This is a genomic window from Streptomyces sparsus (assembly GCF_054776295.1).
In genome coordinates, this window is sequence record NZ_BAAHCA010000553.1 from 1 (window position 1) to 3,308 (window position 3,308).

General features: G+C 73.3%; 4 protein-coding genes. 2 read left to right on the top strand and 2 right to left on the bottom strand.

What is annotated here, in order from left to right; translation table 11 throughout:
* Positions 1-667, bottom strand: a 667-nt coding sequence (locus ACYVE9_RS20050) for a TetR/AcrR family transcriptional regulator (protein ID WP_461029271.1), incomplete at its 3' end; no start/stop codon positions are given.
* A 73-nt stretch (positions 668-740) separates the two neighbouring features.
* Here ACYVE9_RS20050 and ACYVE9_RS20055 point away from each other — a divergent pair.
* Entirely contained in the window at positions 741-1,892 is a 1,152-nt protein-coding gene (locus tag ACYVE9_RS20055) for an acyl-CoA dehydrogenase family protein (RefSeq protein ID WP_461029272.1), read from the top strand.
* A gap of 128 nt (positions 1,893-2,020) precedes the next feature.
* Positions 2,021-2,668 (top strand): TetR/AcrR family transcriptional regulator, encoded by a 648-nt coding sequence (locus ACYVE9_RS20060; protein ID WP_461029273.1) that lies wholly within the window; start codon positions 2,021-2,023, stop codon positions 2,666-2,668.
* Positions 2,669-2,705: 37 nt separating this feature from the next.
* On the opposite strand, the gene ACYVE9_RS20065 is transcribed toward ACYVE9_RS20060, so the two are convergent.
* Positions 2,706-3,167 (bottom strand): MaoC family dehydratase, encoded by a 462-nt coding sequence (locus ACYVE9_RS20065; protein ID WP_461029274.1) that lies wholly within the window; start codon positions 3,165-3,167, stop codon positions 2,706-2,708.
* Positions 3,168-3,308 lie beyond the last annotated feature (141 nt).

Genomic DNA, 3,308 nt, shown 5'->3' on the forward strand with positions numbered 1-3,308 from the left:
CGGTGCGCGGCCGGTCCTCGGCGGTTCCGCCGGCGGGCTCCGGGCCGGTCGGGTGGGTCAGGGCCAGGCCGTCCACGAGGGCCCGCAGCCCGGTCTCGAACGCGCCCTCGTCGACCTGGTGCTGGTGCTCGGCGAGCAGGTGGGCCTGGTCGAGGTGCGGGTAGTCCCCGGCGTAGACGGCGGCGTCGTCGAGGAAACCGCGGGCGAAGGAGCCCAGCGCCGATCCGGCGACGAAGTAGCGCATCAGCGCCCCGATCCGGGTGGCCTGGGCGCGGGACCAGCCGGCCGCGGTCATGGCGCCGAACACGGCGTCCGCCATGCGCAGCTGGCTGGGCCTCCGGCCCGGCCCCTGCGCGAGGTACGGCACGATGTTCGGGTGTGCGGCCAGAGCCGCCCGGTAGGAGCGGCCCCAGGTCAGCAGCGCGCTGCGCCAGGGCGTGCCGTCCTCGAACATCGACAGGTCGACGTCCGCGCACACCCGGTCCGCGACCGCGTCCAGGATGGCGTCCTTGGTCCGGAAGTGGTTGTAGAGCGACGGTCCGCTCACGCCCAGCTCGGCGGCGAGCCGGCGGGTGGAGACGGCTTGCAGTCCCTCCGCGTCCACGAGCGTGAGCGCTGTCACGACGATGCGCTCTCGGCTGAGCAGGGGCTTGCGGGGACGGGCCATGCGCCCCATAGTAGAGCCCGCCCCCCTAAAACTAGCAGTGGTAATTTCTGCGTGAACCAGCCGAGGTGCAGCCGTGGATCTGGAACTCTCCGAGGAGCAGGCCGCCGTCCGCCGCGTGGCCCGGGACTTCGTCGACCGCGAGATCGTGCCGCACGCCGCACGCTGGGACCGGGAGGGCTCCATCGACCTTGCCGTGGTCGGTCAGCTGGGGCAGCTGGGCTTCCTCGGCCTCACCATCGACGAGGCCCACGGCGGATCGGGCGGCGACCACCTGGCGTACTGCCTGGTCACCGAGGAGCTCGGACGGGGCGACTCCGCCGTACGCGGCGTGCTGTCGGTGTCCCTCGGCCTGGTGGCCAAGAGCATCGCCGCCTGGGGGACCGAGGAGCAGAAGCAGCAGTGGCTGCCCCGGCTGTGCGCGGGTGAGGCCCTGGGGTGCTTCGGCCTCACCGAGCCGGGCACCGGCTCCGACGCCGCGAACCTCGCCACCCGGGCCCGCCGCGACGGCGGGGACTGGGTCATCGACGGTGCCAAGACCTTCATCACCAACGGCACCTGGGCGGACGTGGTGCTGCTCTTCGCCCGCAGCAATGACGAACCGGGCCACCGCGGCATCAGCGCCTTCCTCGTCCCCGCCGACACCCCCGGCCTGGAGCGCCGCGAGATCCACGGCAAGCTCGGACTGCGCGGGCAGGCCACGGCCGAACTCCTCCTGGACGGCGTGCGGGTGCCCGACTCGGCCCGGTTGGCCCCGGAGGGCAAGGGCTTCACGGTCGCCATGTCGGCGCTCGCCAAGGGCCGCATGTCGGTGGCCGCCGGCTGCGTGGGCATCGCCCAGGCATGCCTGGACGCCGCGGTCGACTACGCCGGCCGGCGGGAGCAGTTCGGCGGCCCCATCGCGCGCCACCAGCTTGTCCAGGAACTGCTCTCCGACATCGCCGTCGACGTGTCCGCCGCCCGGCTGCTGACCTGGCAGGTCGCCGACCACATCGACCGCGGGCTGCCGTTCGCCGCCGAGTCCTCGGTCGCGAAGCTGTTCGCGTCCGAGGCGGCGGTGCGGGCCGCGAACAACGCCCTCCAGGTCTTCGGCGGTTACGGCTACGTCGACGAGTTCCCCGTCGGCAAGCTGCTGCGCGACGCCCGGGTGATGACCCTGTACGAAGGCACCAGCCAGATCCACAAGCTGCTCATCGGCCGCTCCCTCACCGGCGTCGCCGCCTTCTGAGGCCGCGCCCGCCGGCTGTGGGGTCGCCGCCCCGGCAGGGACGCTTACCGGCTGCCGGACGCCGCCTAAGCGGCTGCTCAGTGCGCGTTGTATGGTGTTCGCCCGATCGAGAGAAGCGGGGCGGCCACATGGCAGCGGAGGCATCCGGCACAGGGACGCGGGCCGAGGGCGCGGCCCCGGGCGAGCCGGGGAGCGGCGTCACACCGGACGCGGCCCGGCGCCTGCTGCTGGCCGCGATGGAGGCGTTCTCCGAGCGCGGCTTCCACGCCACCACCACCCGCGACATCGCGAGCCGGGCCGGCATGAGCCCGGCAGCGCTCTACATCCACTACCGGACGAAGGAGGAGCTGCTGCACCAGATCAGCCGGGTCGGCCACGAGCGTTCGCTGCGCATCCTGAGTGAGGCCGCGGAGAGCGGCGGCACCCCCGCCGAGCGGCTCGCCGCCGCGGTGCGCACCTTCGTCCGCTGGCACGCCGAGCACCACACGACGGCCCGGGTCGTGCAGTACGAGCTGAGCGCGCTCGGTGAGGAGCACCTGGCCGAGATCGTCCGGATGCGCCGCCGTACCGAGGACGTGGTGCGCACCCTGCTGGAGGACGGCGCCGAGGCGGGCGACTTCGTCGTGACGGACAGCCGCGGCACCGCGCTCGCGGTCCTCTCGCTGTGCATCGACGTGGCCCGCTGGTACAACCCCGGCGGGCGGCGCACGCCGGACGAGATCGGCACCCTCTACGCCGACCTCGTCCTGCGCATGGTGGGCGCCGCCCCCTCCTGACCCTGCTGAGCCCCGGCCCAGCGGCCTGGGCGCACTGTCAGAGGTAGAAGCGGCTGACGCTCTCGGCCACGCACACCGGCTTCTCGCCGCCGTCACGTTCCACCGTCACCTCGGCGGCCAGCTGCACGCCGCCCTTCACCTCGGAGACGTCCGCGATCCGGACCGTGGCGCGCAGCCGGGAGCCGACCGGGACGGGGGCCGGGAAACGCACCTTGTTCGTCCCGTAGTTGACGCCCATGCGCACGCCTTCGACGCGCATCACCCGGGGCACCAGCGCCGGCAGCAGGGAGAGCGTCAGGTACCCGTGGGCGATCGTGGTGCCGAACGGGCCCTCCGCGGCCCGCTGCGGGTCGACGTGGATCCACTGGTGGTCACCCGTCGCGTCGGCGAAGAGGTCGATCCGCTTCTGGTCGACCTCCAGCCAGTCGCTGGGACCGAGCACCTCACCGACCGCTGCCCGCAGTTCGTCGAGTGAGGCGAATACTCGCGGCTCCGACATGCTCCACTGCCCTCCTGAAGACCATCACTAAGCGCTTGCTCAGCATGCTGGGGGTGGCGGTCGCCTGTCAACGGCCCGGCCGCCCCGCCCGGCCCCGACACCGGACGGCCCGCGGTGGGCGGCCCGCGAGGCCGCCCACCG

Bases quoted from the DNA above. Each gene is read 5' to 3' on its own strand.
- ACYVE9_RS20060 (WP_461029273.1), top strand. From the start codon at position 2,021: ATGGCAGCGGAGGCATCCGGCACAGGGACGCGGGCCGAGGGCGCGGCC.
- ACYVE9_RS20065 (WP_461029274.1), bottom strand. From the start codon at position 3,167: ATGTCGGAGCCGCGAGTATTCGCCTCACTCGACGAACTGCGGGCAGCG.